Here is a 23,612-nt window from a genome sequence, read left to right on the forward strand (position 1 = left end):
CTTTTTGATTAAAGTTTGGAATTATGGTAGACCTATAATACAAAGCGGGCAGAACTTGGGGCTGGAACTTTTGCCCCGCCGCTCATTTCCTCCCCGCATGCAACAAGTTCCTATGCCCGCCTTTGCGCTCATTGGCCACCATCGTTCTGCCCGCTTTCGGCCGAAGCTTCTTTGCTGACAGGGAAGAAGCACGCTTTAGCCTTTCTGTATGCCTTCATGAACTTTTCAGCTTTGACAACTTTTTAAAAGTTGTCAAAGCTTGCCCGTTGCCCTCCCCTCTGTCGCGAGTTTAGCGTAGCGTAACTCGTGACACGGCATGGCCGGAGCTTTCAGCTCCCGCTTACACGCACTACCCTAACCGACTTAAACCCGGGAGTAGCGTATACCGGCCTGTGGTGAAGGCCTTGTGCGCGTATGAGCGAATCACGGGGCTGTGTTGGCCAATGATCACAGGCATTGATTTTCTGATGTTATTATATGTTGAGAATAGGTGAATACGGATAAAAGTAGCAGGCCAATTGGCTTTGGGGGGCGGGGGTTAATTACATGCGCTATCCTGACATCAAATAAGTACAAAATACTGCGAGATTGCTTCGTATCTACCCATGACGTATTAAAAAAACTGTCATTCTGAACGTTTGAAGAATCTTCTTCACTATGCTTATCAGCGATAGATGCTTCGTTCCTCAGCATGACAGTGGAGAGTGGTTGTGAGCTATCGTCATCTCATCTTTAAGTTCAAAAAGAATTAAAACTCGCGCAATTGTAAGAATTATATCTGCCTCTATCTCCGTCATAATTCAGTTAAAATCAGTGTATAATCGAAAATATATTTTTAAATAAATAAACATTTACTTATTATTGTATCGATATTTTAAATCAGATAGATAACATAGCATGCGCCCACGAAATTTAGAGAAGGAAGAAGCCATCCGTACCATTGCTTTAGATATAATAGCGACCGAAGGCCTCGAAAATTTGACTATGCAAAAGCTGGCTGCTGCTGCCGGGGTATCGCCGCGTACCATTTATATTAAGTACGAAAACAAAGAAGACCTGCTGATCAAACTGTTTATCAAGGATGTTTTGGCGGCTTACGAAAAGGCAATATTGAACGGCTTTAACGAGGATATGCCTTTTGCCGAAGGCGTTGAAAAACTGTGGACTAACGGCTTTGAGTATTTGAAAAATAACCGGCCATCGTTCGCGCTTATTCAGCATGGTAAATCATCGCCCTTGCTAAACAAGGCTTTTCAGCAGGAAAACATACAGCAGGGGCAGTTTTTTGCGCCTATCCACAGGTTCATTATAACTAACATTAAAGCTGGGGTGATAAAAGATTTGCCGTTTGATGTGCTTCGTGCCCTGCTGTTCGCGCCGCTGCTTGATCTGGTGAACGAGTATTTTGACCATACCGACCGCCCCGTGCAAATTATTACCGATGAGGTGATAGCCACTTGCTGCGAAGCGGTTATTAAAGGGATTTTAAAGTAAACAGATTTAACATGATCTCAATTAAAAACAAAAACATAGCTATAGTAGGTGGCGGTCCGGGCGGACTTACACTTGCACGATTATTACAAATGAACAGCGCCCACGTAAAAGTATACGAGCGCGACTTTAACCGCGAGGTTAGGGTACAAGGCGCCACACTCGATCTGCATGATGAGTCGGGTTTAAAAGCGCTGCGTGCTGCCGGGTTAATGGATGAGTTTGAGGCCAACTATCGCCCCGGTGCCGATAAAATGCGCATTGTAGATAAAAGCGCGCAAATTATTTATGCCGATGAGGGCGGCGGCGAAGGCGGTTTCTTTAGGCCGGAGATAGATCGTGGTCCGCTCCGCGAAATTATGCTGAATTCTTTACAGCCTGATACCGTAGTTTGGGATAGCCAGTTTGTCGCCCTTGAACAGCAACCGGACGGAACGATAAAACTCGAATTTAAAAACGGAACAATAGCCTATGCCGACGTAGTAATAGCCGCAGATGGCGCCAACTCAAAGATAAGACCATACATTACGCCAGTAAAACCATTTTACGCGGGCATTTCTGTAGTGGAGGGCGCGGTGTATCATTCGGCTACGGCAAGCCCCCAAATTCATCAGTTACTTAATGGCGGAAAAATATTTGCCATGGGCGATGAAAAAACGATCATAGTAAGCTCTAAGGGCGATGGAAGTTTGGTGTTTTATACCAGCTGTAAAACAGATGAATTTTGGCTGCGCGAAAGTGCCATTGATTTTAACGATAAAGCGCAGGTATTTGCCTGGTTTAAACAAGCGTTTGCCGGTTGGGATGCGATATGGAATGAGCTATTTGAAAACGCCAATCCGGTGTTTATCCCAAGGCCGCAATACTGTATGCCTTTGGATCAAGCCTGGGAAGCACAACCCAATATCACCATGCTGGGCGATGCCGCCCACCTGATGCCACCTTATGCCGGCGAAGGCGTAAACATGGCTATGCTTGATGCGCTGGAACTGGCCGAATGCCTGCTCAGCGACCAGTATACCGATATCCACACGGCAATAGCAGCTTACGAAAAGCAAATGCGTGCTCGTGCATCAGAAATAGGCGCCATCACGCTCGAACAAACGGCATCCCTGCATTCGCCGCAGGCTATTGAAAATATGGTGGCCATGTTTCGGCCCGAAGAATAATAGTTTTTGAACAGATCCCGGCAGTATTTGAAATGGCCGGGGTTTGTTTTTACAGGATTGGTGCAGAAGGGGTTTCCGGAAGGTTCTTTTTCTTTTCCAGATACTCTTTCCCAAAGTCTGTTTTTAGTTCGATCCACATAGGTAAATGATCCGACATCTGGAAGGTTCTCCACGTTTTGTAGTCGTAACTTTCTGATCCGTCTGCCGATGATGGCTTTATGAGGTCGTTCTTGTAAACAGCCTCCTGATCAAGCTTATATACGTAGTTGTAATAATCGAAAACACCGGCTTCACACAACTCAAGCTGCTTGTTAATATCGGGCGTAATAAAAGCTATTTGATCGTAATGTTTGTTTTTGGGTACGTTGCTGCCCGGTATCTCCTGTAGTTTTTTCGGTACTGTAAATCCGGCTTTGGTTATGGCGCTAAAGGTTACATCCGTTGTTTTAAAAATATTAAAATCGCCCAGTAACACCATGTTTTTTGCCCACGCGTATTTGTCTTTAGCCTGATTGGCTAAAAAGAGGGATAGCTCTTCAATTTCGTGCCTGCGCCGCTCGTCAACAGCTACACCTTTACCGTAATAAATATGCGCTACGCATATCGTAAATTTAAACCACCCGGCCTGAAAGCCTACAATAAATGGTGTTCGTGCCAATTGCTGCGCTGCTTCTTTTTTGTTTGGCGGTAGCACTATCTCACCGGCAAGCCCGTTAAATGCTATCTTTCGCGAATCGTATAAAAATGCCATGCGTTCGCCGTTTCCGCCGCTACCGGCTGTTACGTCGGTTACAATAAACTTCCACCACTTTCCTAAAATGTCCATCACATCGTTAAGGCTGGTCATATTGCGGCGTACTTCCTGCACGGCTACCAAATCAAAATTGCTAATGATTTCGGCGATGTAATACAGAGGTTCTTTCTTCCGCACCCCCATTTTCGAATCACCAAATTCACGGATGTTCCAGGTAGCCAAAAGTAAATTACCCTCAACAGATCGTCGTGGTATTTTCGCGGTGTCAATACCCTCCTTTAAAATCAAAAGGTTTTCGGCAATGCGGCGGTCGGTGGCATTGGCATTGTTTAATGAGTAGTAAAATGGCATAATTTTAATCTTAACAGAGGTGATGGTTTAAGATGCGGTATAACTCGTTAAGTAAATGTAAGTATTTAATATATAGATAAATATGAGTTTGTATGTTAGGGCTGTAATTTAATAATTGCTTAAAACAGGCTTAATGAATGGTTGGATATTGTTGCTGTATCCCGGCTTTTATACAGCTTTTACAAAACCTATCGGCAGGCATGCTGTTGTTACCAACAAATGTTTAAACGCCTGTTTAAATTTTTAAGCCCGGCTTAGTTGGCAACACTTATTAATTGCTTTACCTTTAACGTACATAAACATACCACCAATGATTGAAACAAAAGCTTACGCGGCCCAGGACGAAAAGACTCCTTTGGCCCCATGGACATTTGAGCGACGCGATGTAGGTCCGCATGATGTTCAATTTGATATTTTATTTTGCGGCGTTTGCCACTCCGATCTGCACCAGATCAAGAACGACTGGTTTCCGGGCATTTTCCCTATGGTGCCGGGTCACGAAATTGTTGGCCGAGTAATTAAGGTTGGCGATCACGTGAAAAACTTTAAGGTTGGCGACCTGGCCGGTACCGGCTGTTTGGTTGATTCGTGCCGCGAGTGCGAAAACTGTAAGCAGGATCTGGAGCAGTACTGCCTTAAAGGTAACTCACAAACCTATAACGGTTACGAGCAGGATGGCAAAACCCCTACCTACGGGGGTTACTCAAACACCATTGTAGTGAACGAAGATTTTGTACTGCACATTAAAGAAAATTTAGACCTTGCCGCTGTAGCGCCGCTGCTTTGCGCGGGCATTACCACATATTCGCCATTACGCCACTGGAAGGTGGGCAAAGGCCATAAACTGGCTGTATTAGGCTTGGGCGGGTTAGGTCACATGGCTGTTAAATTTGGCGTTGCTTTTGGTGCCGATGTTACCGTGCTAAGTACATCTTCCAAAAAAGAAGAAGATGCTAAAAGACTGGGCGCGCATCATTTTGTGGTAACTACCGATGAAGCGCAGGTAAACGCGGCTAAAAATACATTCGATTTTATATTGGATACCGTATCTGCCGAGCACGATTTTAATATGTACCTGTCGTTATTAAGAACCAACGGTGTACACATTTGCGTGGGCGTACCGCCAAAACCGGCCGAAATTGCTGCCTTTAGTTTATTGGGCGGCCGTAAAAGCGTTGCAGGTTCGGGTATCGGGGGCATTGCCGAAACTCAGGAAATGCTTGATTTTTGCGCCGAGAACAATATCGTATCTGATATCGAAAAGATTGATATTAAAGATATTCAAACAGCTTACGATCGTATGGAAAAAGGCGATGTACGTTACCGTTTTGTAATTGATATGGCTACGCTGTAAAAGAGAATACACAGCTTATAAAGGCACCTGCATTTAATGCAGGTGCCTTTTTTTGTTAAATCAACGGTGATAATTCACTATCTTCGGGTAACTTAAATTATTGGATGAAAGCCTGTATCGCGTTATTGGTGTTTATTTTGGCTATGCAACTGGCATCGGCACAAATAAAACCCTATGGCAAAGTTGATACGGCCGACCTTAAACTTAAGGAATGCGATTTTGAAAAAGGAGCCGGGGCAATGGTACTTTTTGATCGCGGCGACCTGCGCAGCCTCGCTAAATCAACCCTGCTCATCAGGCATAAGCGTATCAAAATACTCAGCGATGCCGGTAAGGATAAAGCCAATATCACACTAAGCTATATCAGCAAAAGCGGTTTCGAAAACATAACGGATATTGAGGCGCAAACCATTAACCTTACGGGCAATACCATACAATACATCCCGGTTGATAAAAAACAGATCTACATTCAAAAGGCCGATAAGTACCGTAAAACCATTACTTTCTCGTTCCCGGCGGTAAAGCAGGGTTCTATTGTCGAGTTCAGGTACAAGTGGTCTACAACGTATGAGCATTACCCGGTATGGGAGTTCCAGGCAGATATTCCGGTGCGGTACAGTGAGCTGGTAACTAATTTTAAATCGCCGGTTGATGTGTACACCCGTAAAATACAGGAGTTTACCAAAAGTACCAGTGAAAGGTTAGGCCCTAAGTATTGGCCCGTAAAAGTACGCAACACCTGGGCTATGGCCAATGTGCCCTCACTGGTTGATGAGCCCCTGATGCCAGCCACAGATAACAACCTGCAAAGGATCAGCTTTTTCGACGATCTGTATACCACCTGGCCTGTTTTGGGCGAAATGTTGCTGGCCGCAAACAAATTCGGCGGGCAGTTTAATAGCTATCTTAAAAACGAAGAAGATATTATTGTAAAGGCAGATCAGGTGGTAAATCGCGCCAAAAAAATAGAAATGCTGTTTGAAACGGTAAAGAACACCCTAACATGGAACGGCAGCGATGATTGTTTTACCGCTATTGGCGTAAAAGAAGCCTGGAACAAGAGGACAGGTAACGCCACCGAAATAAACCTGGTACTGTATAATTTATTGCGCCATGCCGGTGTTACCTGCTATCCGGCCATTATCAGTACGCCCGATAACGGCGAGGTGGAGGTTGATTATCCTTCGCTTGCGCAGTTTAACAAAACTATTGTATATGTACCGGTTGATAGCGCGTCGTATTATATACTCGACGCTACTAACAAACGGAATAAGTATAACGAAGTACCTTACAGCCTGCTCAACCTTACGGCAATGGCTGTTAACCCCAAGGGCGATATCATAACATCCGAAGAGGTAATTGCCGCTAAGGATGCCGTGCAGCCCGAGGCAAGCCGCACTTCGCTGTTTGTTATCCGTAACATGTCGCCCACAAAAGACGCTGTTTATATTGATGCCGAAATTAGCACCGACGGTAAAATGACGGGCACGGCCCATGTAGCCAGTAACGGCTACAGCAGGGGCCTGATATTGAAAAGAGACGACCTGAATAAGGATAGCTATAAGCAATATCTTAAGCAAGGCAATAATAACCTCAAAATTGAATCGGTAAGGTTTGATAATACAGAAACCGACTCGTTGCCGTTAAGGCAGGATATCGGTTTCGAGCTGGATATGACAGGCAGCGGGCAAGATGATTACCTTTATCTGAATCCTAATATATTCTCGGCCTACATGGTAAACCCTTTTTTGAGCGAGAACCGTTATTCGGATATTGAATTTTTGTACGCCAGTAACTATTCCATTACCGGTAATTATAAACTACCGCCGGGTTACAAGGCCGAAACCTTGCCAAAAAACACGGTGATACGCATGGACGACCATAGCATTAGTATCAAGCGGCTAATTGAACAAACCGACGATCATATCAACGTGAGTTATACCATAAACCGCAGCAGGGTTTTCTACAAAAAGGAAGAGTACGGCGGCCTTAAACAATTTTATAAAAGCCTTACCGAAATACTGAACGAACCGATAGTGCTTAAAAAGGCGGTGTCGCGTTAAAATACCCGTGTTTTCTTTTTCTTCTTGTTATATTCGGGCATATTAAACTATTGAATGAAACCCCTTATTACAATGGTGTTGCTTTTAGCAGCGCGTTTGGCATTCGCCCAGGTACAGCCTTATGGTAAAATAGATACGGCCGATCTTAAACTTAAAGAGTGCTCGTTTGAAAAGGGCGCGGGTGCCATGGTGCTTTTTGAAAAGGGTGAAATTAAAACCTCCCGCTACCTCACCGAAATGTTCAGGCATAAACGCATAAAAATATTTACCGATAAAGGTAAAACCGCGGCAAACATAAGCCTGGTATATGTTAGTAAAGATGGCTTTGAAGATATAAGCGGTATTGAAGCGCAAACCATCAGCCTTGTTGGCAACACTATTCAGTACACGCCGGTTGATAAAAAGCAGATCATCAGGCAAAAACTGGATAAATACCGTAAATCGATCACTTTCTCCTTTCCTGATGTAAAACAGGGTTCTGTTATCGAGTTTAAGTACAAATGGTCAACACCCTATATAGGCTTTTACCCGGTATGGTATTTTCAGGAAAAGATCCCGGTAAAATACAGCGAATTGGTAGCCAGTTTTTATTCCCCGGTAAATATATATTGCAAAAAGGATAAAGATTTCGTAAAAAACACGGTAGAAAAAAGCAAGTCGAAAAATACGCCGTATGCCACAAAAAGCACCTGGGCCCTGGCCGATGTAAATTCGTATACAGAGGAGCCATACATGCCTTTGGTTAATACCAATTTGCAGCAAATCGCATTTTTAAGAGGAGGAGTATCTACATGGCCATCCGTAGGCGAAAAGATGCTTTTGAATGATGATTTTGGTAAACAGCTTGAATATGCCTTGTTTGATGAAGAAGCTATAGGTAACGAAATTAACAAGCTGGATAGTAAAACAGCTAAGATTGCCGGCATTTTTGAAAAGGTTAAAAACACCATGACCTGGAATAATATTGATGATAATTATACCAAGGTTGGCATCAGCGAGGCCTGGAAAAACAAAACCGGTAACTCTACCGAAATTAACCTCATCTTATACAGGCTGCTCAACAACGCTGGTATAGAGGCCTATCCAACCTTATTATGTACGCCCGAAAATGGGATACTTGAAGAGGTTTACCCAAGCTCTGGCCAGTTTAATAAAACAGTTATTTATGTGCCTGTTGATAGTACATCATATTATATACTTGATGCAACGAACAAGCACAATAAATATGATGAAGTGCCTTTTAATTTGCTCAATCTTAAGGCGCTTGGTATAAATCCAAAAGCCCCGATCATTTCAACCGTAAAAGTTGTTGAGGGAAAAGACACGGTAGATAGAACGCTGACCCGCAGTACCCTTTTCGTTATCAGAAGCGCTAAACCGGCGCGCGAAGTTGTACTTGTTGTAGCCCAAATTGCTGCGGATGGGAAAATGACAGGTAACGCGTTTGTGAAAAGTTCGGGCTATAACCGCGAAACGCTGTTGAAGCAGGGCGACCTTAAAACAAAGGAATATATAGAACACATTAAACATGGCGACAACAGCCTGAATATTAAAACGGTGAAGTTTGAGAATATGGAAACCGACACGCTGCCCTTGATACAAGACTTCGATTTTGAAATGAGCCTTGCCGCGTCGGGCGATGATTACCTGTACCTTAACCCTAACTTGTTTTCGGCTTACAGGGCTAACCCGTTTTTAAGTGAGAACCGTGTTGCCGATATTCAGTTTGATTATGCCAACAACTTTATAATTACAGGTAAGTTCAAAATACCCAATAATTATAAAGTAGACGCGCTGCCTAAAAACAGTGTAATAAAAATGCAGGACGAAGGAATTAAAATACGGCGCAGCACCGAACTGACGGATAATGTGATCAACATTAATTATATGATAAGCCGCAATCGCGTATATTACACCAAAGATGAGTATGCCGACTTAAGGGAATTTTATAAAAGATTAACAGAGCTACTGAATGAGCCTATCGTGCTCAAAAAATCAGCGTCGCGTTAAAATATTACAAAATCACCTTTGTTGCCCTTCACCACATAATCAAACCCGAATATCCTGTTCTCGTGGAACAGCAGATACACAACGGGTTTATTTTTGATGCTCACTATGTATATATCTTTAGGGTTGGCAAAGCTTAGCTTTTTGCCTTTGTAGCCCGTGTAAGGTGATACCGAGTAACGTGCCCCGGCGAATGCTTTACCATACTTCTTTTTAAAAAGCTTCACCTGGCTGTCAACCATATCAAAGCGCTCGTATGTTGAAATTTTATCGTTGGGAGTATGGTATAGCAACTCGTTGGTGATAAAAACAGCATCTTTATTATCGGCAAAAACAGCCTGTATAAAACGTTCGGTAGTTTTAACACGTGCATCGTTTTTTTGAGCGATGCTTAAGCCTGTGGTAAATAGTATAAGGTGAGCAATAAGTAACAGTTTCTTCATTTGTATAGTTGAAAAGAGAGCCTCAAAAATATCAATTCCCCCTGAAAAATTCCTTTTGATAAGTTAATGGGCTTTTACCCGTGATACTCTTAAAATACTTGTGAAAACTGGCAAAGTTGTAAAAGCCGCTTTCGTAGCATATCTGTTTAATGCTGATGTTATTATCGATCAATAACTTACAGGCGTGCCCCACGCGTATCTCGTTGATAAACTGCGAATAGGTTTTGCGCGTGCGCGATTTAAAATACCTGCAAAAAGAGTTAGGGCTAATATTGGCCACACCGGCTACCTCTTCGGTTTGTATTTTGCGTTTAAAATTGCTGAGCGTAAACTCGTAAATATCGTTGATGCGGTTATTCTCGGCCTCCTCAAAATCGTGCCTGAAACCAATGGACGATAACAGGTTAAAATCGCTGTTGCCTATATTGTTGAGCGCGTCCATCAGTAGCATAATGCGTTTGGGGCCGTCAGCCTCCAATATATTTTCTATAATGCGGCCTATCTTTTCTCTGCTGTCGCCATTTACCTGTATGCCCCGTTTAGCCTTGTCCAGTACAGATCGTATCACTTTATTTTCGGGCAGTTGTAAAAACTGGCTTCCCCAAAAGTCTTCGCAAAAATGTACCACGCTTACATCGGCACGGGCGGTTGAGTTTTCTTCGAAATACATTTCATCAAATTTCCAGTAATGGGGCAGGTAAGTACCCAGCAATACCACATCGCCCGCGCGGAAATGCCGTATATCGTCGCCGATGAATTGCGTGCCCTCGCCCTCCCTGAAATAGATGAGCTCAACCTCGGGGTGGTAGTGCCAGCGGTTGTTCACATACGGTACGGTATCGCGCCGTGCACCGAACGATTGTACCATGCTGGTGGAAACTTTAAGTAACTGGGGCTTCATTTAAAAGTTTATAATTGTACAATAATACTAAGTTATATAATTTTTTAAACTAAATATGCGGCTATTGGTTTAATGGATGCGCTAACATGCCAAAATAACTTAATTATATGTTAAAAAGGCAAAATATAAACGCGCTATAAAACCTTTATTTTGGTTGTTTATGTATGCTAAATGCATAAAGTGATTTTTAACGCGCCAATTAGCCCGACCCGGTAACAAATGAAGAAATACTGTTTAACGCTCGATCTGAAAGATGATCAGGCACTTATAGCCGAATACGAGCAATATCACGTAAGTATATGGCCCGAAATTCGCGCGTCTATAATTGATTCGGGTATCACCAATATGGAGATCTACCGTTTTGATGTGCGCCTGTTTATGATCATGGAGGTTAACAACGATTTCAGCTTTGAAAAAAAGGGAGCCGCCGATGCAGCTAGTGCTAAAGTGCAGGAGTGGGAAACCCTGATGTGGAAGTACCAGCAGCCGGTTAAAAACGCGCTTGCCGGAGAAAAATGGGTGCTAATGGATAAAATATTTGAATTGTAATGGAAATACCTGCTGCTTCACAAGAAACCTTTTTACAGATACACCCGGCCGATAATGTGCTGGTAGCCTTGAAGGACCTCGCGCCGGGAACCCTCATTACTTTTAATGGCGACACCTTTCCGCTGGTTGACAGGGTACTGGCCAAGCATAAATTTACCATAAGCGAGCTTGCCGCCGGCGATGCCATTTACATGTATGGCGTACTGGTAGGTAAGGCCAATAATACCATTGTAAAAGGCGGTGGAGTTACCGTAAATAACATACACCACGCTGCTGACGGCTTCCATTTGGGTGAGCGCCATTTAGAGTGGGAGCGCCCCGATGTAAGTAATTATGCCGATAAAACATTTTTGGGTTATCACCGTGCAGATGGTTCGGTAGGTACGGCCAATTATTGGATAGTAGTGCCACTGGTATTTTGCGAAAACCGCAATGTTGATACGCTGAAAGAAGCGCTTAACGATAAACTGGGCTACAAAAAACCTAAAAAATACGAGTACGATATTGATAACCTGATTGGGTTATACCAAACAGGCCATTCGGTTGAAGAGATTCTTCAAACAGATATTGAGGCTGCGGCGGATACTCCCGCTTCGGCAAGGCTGTTCAAAAATATAGATGGTATCAAGTTCCTGAACCATGACATGGGCTGCGGCGGTACCCGGCTCGATTCGGATACCCTTTGCGGACTGATAGCCGGTTATATTACCCACCCCAACGTGGCAGGTGCTACCATACTAAGCTTAGGTTGCCAGCACGCGCAGGCAGGTATAATGCAGGATGAGATCGCGAAGCGTGATCCCAACTTCAGCAAACCGCTGATAATACTGGAACAACAAAAATTAGGTACCGAAAAGAAATTATTGCAGGAAGCCATAAAGCAAACTTTTGCCGGACTGATAGAGGCCAACCGTACCGAACGTACGCCCGCGCCCTTGTCAAAACTATGCATCGGGCTTGAGTGCGGTGGCTCGGATGGGTTTTCGGGTATTTCGGCAAACCCAGCGTTGGGTTACCTGTCGGATATGCTGGTAACCATGGGAGGTTCGGTAATACTGGCCGAGTTCCCCGAGCTTTGCGGCGTAGAGCAGCAATTGAGCGACCGTTGCATCGATGTGCCAACCGCTAACCGCTTTATGCAGTTAATGACGGATTATAACGCGCTGGCCGAACAGGGCGGATCGGGCTTTTACGCTAACCCATCGCCGGGTAATATTAAAGATGGTTTAATTACCGATGCCATTAAATCGGCGGGCGCGGCTAAAAAAGGCGGTACATCGCCGGTAACCGCCGTGCTTGATTATCCTGAAAAAGTAACCAAACCCGGCCTTAACCTGTTATGTACTCCCGGCAGCGATGTGGAAAGCACTACGGCCGAAGTAGCTGCAGGCGCTAACATTGTACTGTTTACTACCGGCTTGGGTACGCCAACAGGCAACCCGGTAACACCTGTAATAAAACTATCAACCAACACGGCATTAAGTATCAGGATGCCCGATATTATTGACATAAATTGCGGTACCATTATAGAGGGCACCGAAACGATAAAACAAAACGCCGAACGTATTTTAAATTATGTGATAGATGTGGCCAGTGGCTACAGCACACCTAAATCAGTGCAGTTAGGTCAGGATGATTTTATCCCATGGAAAAGAGGGGTTTCATTATAAAATTATTGTATGGATCTGTTATTAAAGGATAAAGTTATTATAGTTACCGGCGGCGCTAAAGGTATTGGCGAAGGTATTGTGAAACTGCTTGCGCAGGAAGGCGCTATACCGGTTATTGTTGGCCGTAACGAAAAAGACAACAACAAACTGCTTGCCGAATTACAGGGCAGCGGCTTTAACGCATACCAGGTAGCTGCCGAACTAACGCAGGCCGACCAATGCAAAAACGCGGTAGACGCGGTACTTGCTCAATTTGGCCGCATCGATGGTTTGGTGAACAATGCCGGCGTAAACGATGGCGTAGGTTTAGAAAGCGGCGGCTACGAGCAGTTTATCGAAAGTCTGCACAAAAGCCTGGTACATTATTACCTGATGGCGCACCATGCTTTGCCTGCTTTAAAGGAAAGCAAGGGAGCTATCGTAAACATCGCCTCAAAAACTGCCGAAACAGGGCAGGGCGGCACATCCGGCTATGCCGCTGCTAACGGCGCACGTAACGGCCTTACCCGTGAGTGGGCGGTAGAGTTGCTGCCGTACAGCATCAGGGTAAATGCCATTGTTGTTGCCGAGTGCTGGACACCGCTTTACGAAACCTGGATAAATACCCTAAGCGATCCCGAACAAAAGTTAAAAGAGATCACCGCTAAAATACCATTGGAAAACCGCATGACCACTGCCAAAGAAATAGCCAACATGGCGGGATTCTTATTGTCGCAGCGCTCAAGCCATACTACGGGGCAGTTGTTCCACATCGATGGCGGTTATGTACACTTGGACAGGGCACTTATTAATAACCCGAAATAATAATATATAAGTGGGCATTTTTATAGATGCCTGTCAAAACGCGACGAAGCAATCTCGTCGCGTTTTGTGCTTCCTATATAAGCCATCGTCATTACACGAATTTTAATTCTTTTGGGCTTAGAAGGTAAAATGACGATGAATCACACCTCCTCTCTACTGTCATGCTGAGGAACAAAGCATCTATCGCAGATAAGCATAGCGAAGAAGATTCTTCAAACATTCAGAATGACAGTTTTTTGTAGGTACGAAGCAATTGCTACTTAGGATGTGTTTGTGCTAAGTTAACGTTGGTCTGCTCTTGGCCGCAGTGGCCCATTACTTTTGAGCCCAAAAGTAACAAAAGGCTTGTCCAGCAAAAGGCTTCTTTGCCGCACAAGGCCTTCCCCTGCAAAACGGCCAGAACTTTGGGCTGGAACTTTTGCCCCACTGCGCTATTCCACCCCGCATGCAACAAGTTCCTATGCCCACCTTTGCGCTCATGGCTTCCACAGTTCTGCCCGTTTTCGCCCGAAGCTGTTTGCTGACGTGAAAAGAAGTGTTTTTCTAAACACCTCTCCCTTGGAGCATGGTAGTCAACTTAAATGTTAAAGCAAAGCGCATAGTCAAATCACCCGGTCTACGCTTCGCTGGACCTCCCTCTCTCCGGCTTTGCCGTAAAGAGGGCTTAGAAGTAATCCCCAAAATACAAAATCCCTCTTTCCGCTTGCGGAGAGAGGGTCGACAAGCGAAGCGAAGTCGGGGTGAGTAAATGTAACGCTATAATATTTAGGCTCTCAAGCACAATCGCCATTTCTGATCTTCTTTATTGTATCAATCCTAATACAAAAACGTGGTGTTGGGCTTATAGCTCAATAAGCGGCTGGTAATTGCTAAAAAAAGAGTAGTTTTATGCAGTTTTGCATTCGCAGGTAAATGATTTAGCAGTGCCGAAATGCCTGTTTTTTGCTTATTTTTAAAATCTTTATAGCATAATACAAGTAAAATTGCTAAATCGCAAAACATTATCATCAGGTACTATAAAAACATAGATACAATTAAACGTTAAGCAACAAAATCACCCAGTATTAATCATGAAGAAAATCTTTATTATTCTGTTCGTGTCGTTATGCTTTAAAGGCTACGCACAACAGGTAGGTAAAATAACTGACCCTGTTGAGTGGATAAACCCACTAATGGGTACAGACTCAAAGCCCGACCTGTCAAACGGTAACACTTATCCGGCAGTAGCTGTGCCATGGGGCATGAACTTCTGGACTCCGCAAACCGGTGTAAACGGCGACGGATGGGCCTATACTTACGATGCGCACAAAATACGCGGCTTTAAACAAACTCACCAGCCATCACCATGGATGAACGATTACGGTCAGTTCTCTATCATGCCTATCGTTGGTAACTTAAAGCCCAATCAAAACTCACGCGCAAGCTGGTTCTCGCATAAAGCCGAGGTTGCAAAACCTTACTACTACAGCGTTTACCTGGCCGATCATGATGTAACTACCGAGATCACCCCTACAGAACGTGCCGCTCAATTCAGGATCACTTATCCTAAAAATGAGCTATCTGCCATTGTTATCGACGCGTTCGATAGAGGTTCGTATATCAAAGTTATCCCGGGCGAAAAAAAGATTGTTGGTTACTCAACCAAATATGCCCGCGGTCCGCTTAAAAACTTCAAAAACTACTTTGTAATTTATGTAGATAAAGCGATTGAAACATCAAAGGTTTACCAAGATACTACCTTAGCCGAAGGTTTAGAAGTAACCACCAACCACGCTTTAGCGGTTATCGGTTTCAAAACTAAACTGGGCGAAAAAGTTAACCTGCGTGTTGCTTCATCTTTCATCAGCATTGAGCAAGCCGAAATTAACCTGAAACGCGAGTTGGCAAGCGATAGCTTTGACGCTACCGAAGCAAAAGCAAAAGCAACCTGGAACAAAACTTTAAGCCGCATCAATGTTGAAGGCGGTACAGTTGACCAAACCCGTACCTTCTACTCATGCTTATACCGCATGCTGTTTTTCCCTAACAAACTGTACGAGTTTGATGCCAACAACAAAATTGTACACTATAGCCCTTACACAGGTAATACCGCGCCGGGTTATATGTTTGCAGGTACGGGTTTCTGGGATACCTTCCGTGCATTGTATCCGTTCCTGAACTTGGTTTACCCTTCAATAAACAAAGAAATGCAGGAAGGCCTTATCAACGACTACAAAGAAGGTGGTTGGTTGCCTGAGTGGTCGAGCCCGGGTTATGCCGATATTATGGTGGGTAACAACTCTGCTTCGGTAGTAGCTGATGCTTACATTAAAGGTATCCGTGGTTATGATATCAATACACTTTACGAAGCTGTGGTACATGGCGCAAACAATGAAGGCCCAATATCTGCCGTTGGCCGTAAAGGTGTTAAATACTACAATGAATTAGGTTATGTACCTTATGATGTAGACATTAACGAAAATGCTGCCCGTACTTTAGAGTATGCTTATGATGATTTCGCTATTTACCAATTAGGTAAAGCGCTGAACAAACCGGAATCAGAGATCGCTATCTTCAAAAAACGCAGCTTAAACTACGTTAACCTGTTTGATAAAGAAACCGGATTTATGCGTGGTAAAAACAAAGATGGCCAGTTCCAAAAACCGTTTAACCCACTTAAATGGGGCGATGCCTTTACCGAAGGTAATAGCTGGCACTACACCTGGTCGGTATTTCATGATATGAAAGGCCTGATCAATCTGATTGGCGGCAACAAAAAATTCATCGCTAAATTAGATTCAGTGTTCACCGTACCCCCGGTATTTGACGATAGCTACTACGGTGGCGTTATCCACGAGATCCGTGAGATGCAAATTGCCAACATGGGCCAGTATGCGCATGGTAACCAGCCTATACAACACATGACCTACCTGTACAACTACGCAGGTGAGCCATGGAAATCACAACTGCACGTTCGCGAAGTGATGGACAAACTGTACAAAGCTACTCCTGATGGTTATTGCGGTGATGAGGATAACGGCCAAACATCAGCCTGGTACGTGTTCTCGGCAATGGGTTTCTACCCGGTTTGCCCTGCAAGCGATCAGTATGTAATTGGTACGCCACTGTTTAAAAAACTTACCCTATCATTAGAGAACGGTAAAACAGTGGTAATAAACGCGCCAACCAACAGTGCTGCTAATAAATACATTAACAGCGTTACGGTTAACGGCAAGCCATACAGCCAAAACTGGTTTAGCCACAAAGCGCTGCAAGCGGGTGGTGTTATCAATTTTAACATGGCTCCTGCACCAAACAAACAAAGAGGTATCAGCGCTGCTGATTTCCCTTTCTCACTGTCAGACAGTAAATAAAACATACCATAAGCACCCGCCAAAAACGGGTGCTTATTTTTTTGACACTATTTAAACCAATGTTGCTGCCAATATTGGTTTTTTTAATGGATGAAATTTGTGCGGTGGGTTAACGCTTAATTATTTTTGATCAGCATTTGTTATGATAAAAAAGACTACGCTACTATTTACCTGCTGCACAGTTGTTGCATTGGCAGGTTATGCCCAATCTGCAAAAAAAACGCCCGGGGCGGCCAAAGAGAAAACCTCTTTTCAAACCGGTAGTTCGTGGCGGCCCGAAATAGACGTACGATCAGACATTGCCATTATATACGGCGCCAATGATCATGACGATATGACCTTTGAGCAGCGCGTAAAATCATGGCGCGACCGCGGCTATCAAACTGATTTTATGACCGGCATTGCTTGGGGCCAGTATCCCGATTATTTTTTGGGTAAGTGGGATGGCAAAAACCACCTCGGCATAGGCCAGGTGAACATGAAAGGCGATACTATATGGCATGGTCGTAATATTCCTTACGTAGTGCCGGTACAGTCGTTTATTGATTACATGAAAACGGCCGTTATAAAAAAGGTGATAGATGCCGGTATCACTTCCATTTACCTCGAAGAACCTGAATTTTGGGCACGCGGTGGTTATGGTGAAGCCTTTAAAGAGGAATGGCAAAAGTTTTACGGCTTCGAGTGGCGCGCGCAGCACCTCTCGCCCGAGAATACCTATCTCTCCAACAAACTGAAATACCAGCTGTTTTATAATGCTATAAAAGAGGTTTCCAACTATGCCAAGGAGTACGGCCAATCGAAGGGTTTAAAAGTGCGGGTATATATCCCAACGCATTCATTGGTTAACTATTCATCGTGGCATATTGTTAGTCCGGAGGCCAGCCTGGCCTCATTGCCGGGCATTGATGGCTACATAGCCCAGGTGTGGACAGGTACCAGCCGCGAACCGGTATTTTATGAAGGAACCGCCAAAGAGCGTGTGTTTGAGAATGCCTTTCTGGAGTATGGTTCCATGGTATCCATGACGGCGCCAACCAACCGTAAGCTCTTCTTTTTAACAGACCCCATTGAAGACCGTGCCCGCGACTGGGCCGACTATAAACGCAATTACCAGGCTACCTTTATAGCCAAGCTGCTATACCCCACAGTGGCCGACTACGAGGTAATGCCATGGCCTGAGCGTATTTATACCCATACCTACAAAATGCCCAACACCAACGAGCGGGTGCTGATACCTAAATATTACTCCACCCAAATGCAGGTGATGGTAAACTCGCTGAATAATATGCCGGTTTCGGTTAATAAGGTGAGCGGGGTTAACGGTATCGGGGTGCTGATGAGTAACTCGCTGATGTTCCAAAATTTTCCATCGCATAACGGGTATGATGATCCTTACTTCGCTAACTTTTACGGGCAGGCCATGCCGCTGCTTAAACGTGGCGTACCGGTGCAAACCGTGCACATGGAAAACCTGCAATACCCGAACACGCTGAAGGATATTAAGGTGCTGGTGGTAAGCTACTCCAACATGAAACCTCATGCCGCCGAAGTACACCAGCACATTGCCGACTGGGTGCGCAAGGGTGGCGTACTGATCTATTGCGGCAGGGATAACGATCCGTTCCAAACCGTAATGGAATGGTGGGATACCAAGGATAACAGCTTTAAAGCCCCATCAGAACATTTGTTCAAGCTGCTCAATATAGAACCATCATTAACCGATGATGGTAGCTTTAAGGTAGGTAAAGGTATGGTGCACGTCATCCGTAAGAATCCTAAAGAGTTTGTAATGCAGAAGAACGGCGGAGCGGGTTACCTTGAAACCGTAAAACAAGCGTATGAAAAGGAAGCCAAAGGTGGCGAACTGCAACTGAAGAACAGCCTGTACCTGGAACGGGGGGCTTATGACATAGCTGCCGTGATGGATGAAAGTGTAGACGCAGAACCGCTTACCATTTACGGCCCGGTGATCGACCTGTTCGATCCGCAATTGCCTGTACTTACTGAAAAAATAGTTAAACCCGGCGAACAGGCTTACCTGTACAATGTAAGCCGTATAGAAAATAAAAAAATACCGCAGGTGGTGGCCACAGCGGCAAGGATATACAAAGAAGAAAATAAGGATAACAACTATACCTTTATTGCCAAAAGCCCTATTAAAACTTTAAACGCTATGCGCATATATATGCCATCGATACCGCTTACAGTTAAGGTTACCGACAGCAAGGGCAAACCTGTAACAGACATCAACAGTTCGTGGGATGCGGCCTCAAAAACTTACTTTTTAGGCTTTGATAACAGCCCTGATGGGGTAAAGGTGAGTATGATCTGGTAAGTTAATCGCTAAATTTATATAGAACCGGGGTGACGAAACATCCCGGTTTTGTTTTATAAAAACCTGAAAAGTGTTTACATTTAGGCTGTTTATTTAATTATTAAAGCATGCAACCCACCTTACCACCGAAGCAAGAATATGCCGCACCCATCGGCCTGAAAATTTTGGGCATCACGTTTTCAGCAATTATGGTGGCCGTTTTTTTATGGCTGATAATTGATGGCGGAAAGGGTGCCGTTAGCCCCGCAGGAATGATTGTTTTTTCGATTTTCGGTGCAGCCGGTTTTCTTTTATTGCTGTTATGGATAATTCGCGAAAAACTGATAATAACCCAGCAAAGTTTTATTCGTAATACCCTGTTCGGGCAAAAAGAAATTTATTTTGATGATGTTAAGGGCTTTAATAAGGATAATAAGAATATCTATATCCGCTCAAAAAGCAGTAGTCGAAAAATAATCATATCAGAAAATACAGGTAAAGTAAAAGCCTTAAAGGAATGGCTTAGCCAAAACTTTATTAATCTTGATGTTGTGGAATACGAACAGGAACGTCAGGCTATTTTAAGTAATACAGATTATGGCTATACGGATAATGATCGCATTAGAAAGCTTGAACAAGCCAAAACATTAGCTCGCTTTATTAACATAGCCGGAGTAGTGATAGCGTTATGGATAGGTTTTTACACCAAACCCTATTTGTTGGCCATCGTGATAGGCATAGCATTTCCGCTGATTCCTTTGGGGGTTATTAAAACAAGCAACGGGCTTATTAAATTTGACAGTAAGAAAAATTCGGCACACCCTTCGTTGTTGTTCGCTTTTTTGGCGCCTACCATAGCGTTGGTTTTCAGGTGCATATTTGATTTCGATATTTTGCTTTATCAAAACCTGCTGCTGATTTCGGGTGGGGTGTTCATAGTCTTTATTGTGGCATTGTTAATGGGTGCCCCTTTCTTTGATTTTAAGGGCGAAAAAGCCGGACTGATCGTCGGCATTATCCTGATATATGTTTACAGCTTTGTAACCACCGCGCTTATCAATACCACGTTCGATAAATCGGCCCCGGAATATTACCATGCCAAAGTGCTCGATAAAAGCGTACACCGTGGCAAGAGCACTACCTATCACCTGCAACTGGCTCCCTGGGGGCCAAACCACGAAAGCAAAGACGAAACCGTTAGCCAGGACATGTACAACAGCGTAGATGTTGATGAAGATGTAAACGTAGAGCTCAAAAAGGGATTGCTGGATGCGCCTTGGTATGTGGTTTATTAGGTTCCCAATAGAAAAAACGCGTCATTGCGAGGAACGAAGCAATCTCTACTTAGGTTAGGCTTGTGATGTAATTAACGTTGGTCTGCTCTTGGGCGCAGTGCCCCATTACTTTTGAGCCCAAAAGTAACAAAAGGCTTGTCCAGCAAAAGGCTTCTTTGCCGCACAAGGCCTTACCCTGCAAACCGTGCAGAACTTAGGGCTGGAACTTTTGCCCCGCCGCTCATTTCCTTCCCACATGCAACAAGTTCACTATGCCCGCCTTTGCGCTCCTGGCCACCACAGTTCTGCCCGTTTTCGGCCGAAGCTCTTTGCTGACGGGAAGAGGCATGTTTAAAGCCCTCTCCCATGGAGAGGGTTGGGAGAGGCAAAAGCCTTTATTTACTCTGCTAATTCCAATTTATCTTTCTTAACATTTACCGGTTGAGGCACTTTTACATAGTAGCCGGTACCATCATAAGCACGCTTACGCGGGTGGCTTTGGCAAGCGTCAGAGCAACAGCCGTCCAGCTTTTCGCCGCAGGCATCGCACTGGGTAAAATGCTCGTTGCACTCGGGATTGGCGCAATTAATCATTTTATGTGTCACCGTACCGCAGTTAAAGCAGGTAGAAATTACCACCGGGTTTACGCTGTTCACATCAACCGACAGGCGGTTGTCGAAAACATAGCATTTGCCATCAAAATCTTTACCACCGGCTTCTTTACCATATTTGATGATGCCGCCGTGCAACTGGTATACATCGGTAAAGCCTTCGTGCAATAAGAGTGCTGATGCCTTTTCGCATTTGATGCCGCCCGTGCAATAGGTAAGTATCTTTTTATCCTTGTACTGGGCCAGTTCGTTTATTTTGGCAGGGAAATCGCGGAAGTTCTCAATATCAAGTGTTACCGCGTTTTTAAACTTGCCTAAAGAGTGCTCGTAGTTTGAACGTACGTCGAGTATCACCACATCGTCGCGGTCTTTCATCGCCATAAAATCAACAGGCTCCAGGTGTTTACCTGTTTGAATTTGCGGATTGATCATATTAGGATCACGCAGACCCGAGTGTACAATTTCCGATTTATAACGAACGTGCATTTTTACAAACGAAGGCGTATCCACCTCGTCAATCTTGAACTCAGTTTTTGCAAAGCGTTCGTCGGCATGCACGGCCTCCATATAAGCTTTACAAGCTTCTTCGGTACCCGATACGGTACCGTTCAGGCCTTCATCGGCCACAATGATACGGCCGGTTAAGCCAAGTCCTTTACAAAATTTAAGATGATCGGCCGCAAATTGCTCGCCTTCGGCTATTGTTGAATAACAATAGTATAGTATTGTGTTATATTTTGCCATAAAATACATTGATACTGCTGCAAACAGTGTTAAATGAGCGGCAAAGATAACTATTTACGCGTAAAGCAAAAAGTGATATAAAACACGGAAAATTCAAATGTTAAAATTCAAAACCTTGAACCCGAATACTAAGGTTTTGACTTTTGAATTTTAACTTTTGAATTTTTAATTTATTTCCCTGCTTTCAGTTTAGCCTGTTGTTTGGTAATGATCTTGATGGCATGGCTTAAAAATTCCTGGTCGGCTTCGTCAAGCTTACCGTTTTTAACCTTGCCGTCAATTACGTAAATAATGCGGCTTTTTGAGTCACTCTCGGCGGTAAGCTCCTTGCCATCTTCATCGTATTTAAGGTAGCTGTTGGGCGACATATCCGCGATAGCGGTTTTCTCCTCATTAAAAACAATACGGCCCGAATATTCAATTTTGGTTTTGTAGCCATCGGCATTGCTGGTAATACTGGTTACTTTGCCGCGACGGCATGAGGTGGTGATGGCCAACAGGCAGATCACCGTAATAAATACGTGTAGTTTTTTCATGATTATTAAGATTTTAAATTATTGATAGTATAGTGTGTGCTTAAAAGCCTGTTGAAAGTGATGGCTACTGATACAAACCAAAACGACCACCCGAAATGCACAAAGCGTTGCACCAGGCCCGGGTAATGGTTTTGTACTGCCGGTATAAAGCGTAAAAAAATAAGTAGTAAGATGAGCAGACTGATAACAGAGATCAACCGTAATTGCTGCAATGCCATACCTCGCCACACAAAAACGGAAATCAGGATACCAACATAAAGCAGCAAAATTACCGGCCCCATCACCGCGTGCAGCGGGTTACCCAACGGAAATGCGGCAGCCCACAAAAACATAACCGGCACAGCTAACATGCCAAACACCGGTGCAATATTTATACCCATTTGCCGGCAAGCCTGGTAAACACCAATTACAAAACAGATGCTTAACATACCGCAAATGGCAGTGCAGGTGGTCATGAACACATGCGAGCAACTACTTAGTGCGCCAAGCTGACTGATGGTGCCGCTTAAATGATTGTAATTGCCATGTATAAAGCCCCCGATAACGGTACTTACCCAAAAGATGACCGGCAATGTAATGCCTGTATAAAGTAAATAATGAGTCCGCATAATTATAAATATTAACTAACCCGAACTATCCGGGCATACAAAGATAATACAAAACATGGTACTATACAATGCATAGTACTATTTAATTAAAATTATTTTTTTAGATATAGGACTGCAAATGATAAAAGCAAAATAATCGTAAGATAGAAGTCAGAAAATCAGTGCCTGTGATAATTGGTCAACACAGCCCCGTGATCCACTCATACGCGCACAAGGGATTAATCACAGGCCGGTATCCGCTACTCCCGGGTTTAAGTCGGTTAGGGTTGTGCATGTAAGCGGGAGCTGAAAGCTCCGGCCATGCTGTGTCACGAGTTACGCTGCGCTAAACTCGCGACAGCGGGCAACAGTCGAGCTTTGACAACTTTTTAAAAGTTGTCAAAGCTGAAAAGTTCATGATGGCCGTAGCAAAGGCTAAAGCGTGCCTCTTCCCCGTCAGCAAAGCAGCTTCGGCCAAAAACGGGCAGAACGATGATGGCTAAGAGCGTAAAGGCGGGCATAGGAACTTGTTGAATGTGGGAGGAAAATGAGCGTTGGGGCAAAAGTTCCAGCCCCAAGTTCTGCCCGCTTTGTATTATAGGTCTACCATAATTCCAAACTTTAATCAAAAAG

The 23,612-nt window shown here is 44.1% G+C and carries 18 protein-coding genes; 11 read left to right on the plus strand and 7 right to left on the minus strand.

Features of this window, described 5'->3' with window-relative positions; all coding sequences use genetic code 11:
- The first annotated feature begins 897 nt into the window (after nucleotides 1-897).
- Together AC07NA_RS26010 and AC07NA_RS26015 are read left to right on the plus strand one after the other, a co-directional pair.
- Nucleotides 898-1,494: a TetR/AcrR family transcriptional regulator gene (locus tag AC07NA_RS26010; protein WP_494900982.1), complete on the plus strand. Its 597-nt coding sequence runs from the start codon at nucleotides 898-900 to the stop codon at nucleotides 1,492-1,494.
- An 11-nt stretch (nucleotides 1,495-1,505) separates the two neighbouring features.
- The gene (locus tag AC07NA_RS26015; RefSeq protein ID WP_494900983.1) at nucleotides 1,506-2,660 is read left to right on the plus strand and encodes an FAD-dependent oxidoreductase; all 1,155 of its coding nucleotides are present in this window, start codon (nucleotides 1,506-1,508) and stop codon (nucleotides 2,658-2,660) included.
- Nucleotides 2,661-2,709: 49 nt separating this feature from the next.
- Here the strand turns inward: AC07NA_RS26015 and AC07NA_RS26020 are convergent, their stop codons facing one another.
- Nucleotides 2,710-3,765: an endonuclease/exonuclease/phosphatase family protein gene (locus AC07NA_RS26020; protein ID WP_494900984.1), complete on the minus strand. Its 1,056-nt coding sequence runs from the start codon at nucleotides 3,763-3,765 to the stop codon at nucleotides 2,710-2,712.
- Between the two features lie 310 nt (nucleotides 3,766-4,075).
- Here AC07NA_RS26020 and AC07NA_RS26025 point away from each other — a divergent pair, with 310 nt between their 5' ends.
- From AC07NA_RS26025 to AC07NA_RS26035, 3 genes are all read left to right on the plus strand, one after another.
- Entirely contained in the window at nucleotides 4,076-5,119 is a 1,044-nt protein-coding gene (locus AC07NA_RS26025; RefSeq protein ID WP_345210746.1) for an NAD(P)-dependent alcohol dehydrogenase, read from the plus strand.
- A gap of 104 nt (nucleotides 5,120-5,223) precedes the next feature.
- Nucleotides 5,224-7,182, plus strand: a complete 1,959-nt coding sequence (locus AC07NA_RS26030; RefSeq protein WP_494900986.1) for a DUF3857 domain-containing protein — start codon at nucleotides 5,224-5,226, stop codon at nucleotides 7,180-7,182.
- Between the two features lie 54 nt (nucleotides 7,183-7,236).
- Nucleotides 7,237-9,192 carry a DUF3857 domain-containing protein gene (locus AC07NA_RS26035; RefSeq protein ID WP_494900988.1) on the plus strand — a complete coding sequence of 652 codons (1,956 nt, stop codon included), beginning with the start codon at nucleotides 7,237-7,239 and terminating at the stop codon, nucleotides 9,190-9,192.
- On the opposite strand, the gene AC07NA_RS26040 is transcribed toward AC07NA_RS26035, so the two are convergent.
- A complete protein-coding gene (locus AC07NA_RS26040; RefSeq protein WP_494900989.1) occupies nucleotides 9,189-9,632 on the minus strand; it encodes a hypothetical protein in 444 nt (147 codons plus the stop codon). The genes AC07NA_RS26035 and AC07NA_RS26040 overlap by 4 nt on opposite strands.
- A gap of 31 nt (nucleotides 9,633-9,663) precedes the next feature.
- Nucleotides 9,664-10,533, minus strand: a complete 870-nt coding sequence (locus AC07NA_RS26045) for an AraC family transcriptional regulator (RefSeq protein ID WP_345210743.1) — start codon at nucleotides 10,531-10,533, stop codon at nucleotides 9,664-9,666.
- A 219-nt stretch (nucleotides 10,534-10,752) separates the two neighbouring features.
- Between AC07NA_RS26045 and AC07NA_RS26050 the strand changes: the two genes are divergently transcribed.
- The 6 genes from AC07NA_RS26050 to AC07NA_RS26075 all read left to right on the plus strand — a co-directional run bounded on the left by AC07NA_RS26050 (nucleotide 10,753) and on the right by AC07NA_RS26075 (nucleotide 20,521).
- The gene (locus tag AC07NA_RS26050; protein WP_494900991.1) at nucleotides 10,753-11,082 is read left to right on the plus strand and encodes an L-rhamnose mutarotase; all 330 of its coding nucleotides are present in this window, start codon (nucleotides 10,753-10,755) and stop codon (nucleotides 11,080-11,082) included.
- On the plus strand, nucleotides 11,082-12,752 hold the full coding sequence (locus AC07NA_RS26055) for a UxaA family hydrolase (RefSeq protein WP_494900993.1): 1,671 nt from the start codon (nucleotides 11,082-11,084) through the stop codon (nucleotides 12,750-12,752). Before AC07NA_RS26050 ends, AC07NA_RS26055 begins: the two co-directional genes overlap by 1 nt.
- A gap of 9 nt (nucleotides 12,753-12,761) precedes the next feature.
- The gene (locus tag AC07NA_RS26060; protein ID WP_494900995.1) at nucleotides 12,762-13,556 is read left to right on the plus strand and encodes an L-fucose dehydrogenase; all 795 of its coding nucleotides are present in this window, start codon (nucleotides 12,762-12,764) and stop codon (nucleotides 13,554-13,556) included.
- Between the two features lie 1,070 nt (nucleotides 13,557-14,626).
- Nucleotides 14,627-16,909, plus strand: coding sequence for a GH92 family glycosyl hydrolase (locus AC07NA_RS26065; protein WP_345210739.1), 2,283 nt, complete (start codon nucleotides 14,627-14,629; stop codon nucleotides 16,907-16,909).
- A gap of 142 nt (nucleotides 16,910-17,051) precedes the next feature.
- Nucleotides 17,052-19,247: a hypothetical protein gene (locus tag AC07NA_RS26070; RefSeq protein ID WP_494900998.1), complete on the plus strand. Its 2,196-nt coding sequence runs from the start codon at nucleotides 17,052-17,054 to the stop codon at nucleotides 19,245-19,247.
- Nucleotides 19,248-19,354: 107 nt separating this feature from the next.
- Nucleotides 19,355-20,521 (plus strand): hypothetical protein, encoded by a 1,167-nt coding sequence (locus AC07NA_RS26075; protein ID WP_494901000.1) that lies wholly within the window; start codon nucleotides 19,355-19,357, stop codon nucleotides 20,519-20,521.
- Nucleotides 20,522-20,899: 378 nt separating this feature from the next.
- Here the strand turns inward: AC07NA_RS26075 and trhO are convergent, their stop codons facing one another.
- The 4 genes from trhO to AC07NA_RS26095 form a co-directional block, all read right to left on the minus strand.
- Complete coding sequence (gene trhO / locus AC07NA_RS26080) at nucleotides 20,900-21,856, minus strand: oxygen-dependent tRNA uridine(34) hydroxylase TrhO (protein WP_494901001.1); 957 nt, start codon at nucleotides 21,854-21,856, stop codon at nucleotides 20,900-20,902.
- A gap of 170 nt (nucleotides 21,857-22,026) precedes the next feature.
- A complete protein-coding gene (locus AC07NA_RS26085; protein WP_494901002.1) occupies nucleotides 22,027-22,392 on the minus strand; it encodes a hypothetical protein in 366 nt (121 codons plus the stop codon).
- Between the two features lie 5 nt (nucleotides 22,393-22,397).
- Complete coding sequence (locus AC07NA_RS26090; RefSeq protein WP_494901003.1) at nucleotides 22,398-23,000, minus strand: DUF998 domain-containing protein; 603 nt, start codon at nucleotides 22,998-23,000, stop codon at nucleotides 22,398-22,400.
- Between the two features lie 368 nt (nucleotides 23,001-23,368).
- Nucleotides 23,369-23,612, minus strand: a 244-nt coding sequence (locus AC07NA_RS26095) for a hypothetical protein (protein WP_494901005.1), incomplete at its 5' end; no start/stop codon positions are given.

The sequence above is a fragment of the Mucilaginibacter sp. GW821-FHT07G05 genome, from assembly GCF_059418565.1.